We start from the raw sequence: 278 nt of genomic DNA, 5'->3' as shown, positions 1-278 counted from the left end.
CATTTTTAATGGCTCAACTAATCGTAAAGCTATTTCGCAGGCCTCGGTAGAGCTTACTTTTGATAACGACAAAGGCGACTTTCCTAATACCTTTGCCGATCGTAATCAAATTGCAATAAAGCGTTTAGTTACTCGCGATGGTCAGTCGTTGTATTTTTTAAATGGCAGTAAATGCCGCAAACGCGATATTACTGATATATTTTTGGGCACAGGCCTTGGCCCACGTAGTTACGCCATTATTGAGCAAGGCATGATCTCGCGCTTAATAGAGAGCAAAC

The 278-nt window shown here is 41.7% G+C and carries 1 protein-coding gene; it reads left to right on the top strand.

Features of this window, described 5'->3' with window-relative positions; translation table 11 throughout:
* Positions 1-278, top strand: a 278-nt coding sequence (locus AAEY62_RS22105; protein ID WP_350636547.1) for a hypothetical protein, incomplete at both ends; no start/stop codon positions are given.

Source organism: Pseudoalteromonas sp. GW168-MNA-CIBAN-0100, from assembly GCF_040309225.1.
GTDB lineage: Bacteria > Pseudomonadota > Gammaproteobacteria > Enterobacterales > Alteromonadaceae > Pseudoalteromonas > Pseudoalteromonas arctica.
This window is presented reverse-complemented; position numbering and strand designations above follow the sequence as displayed.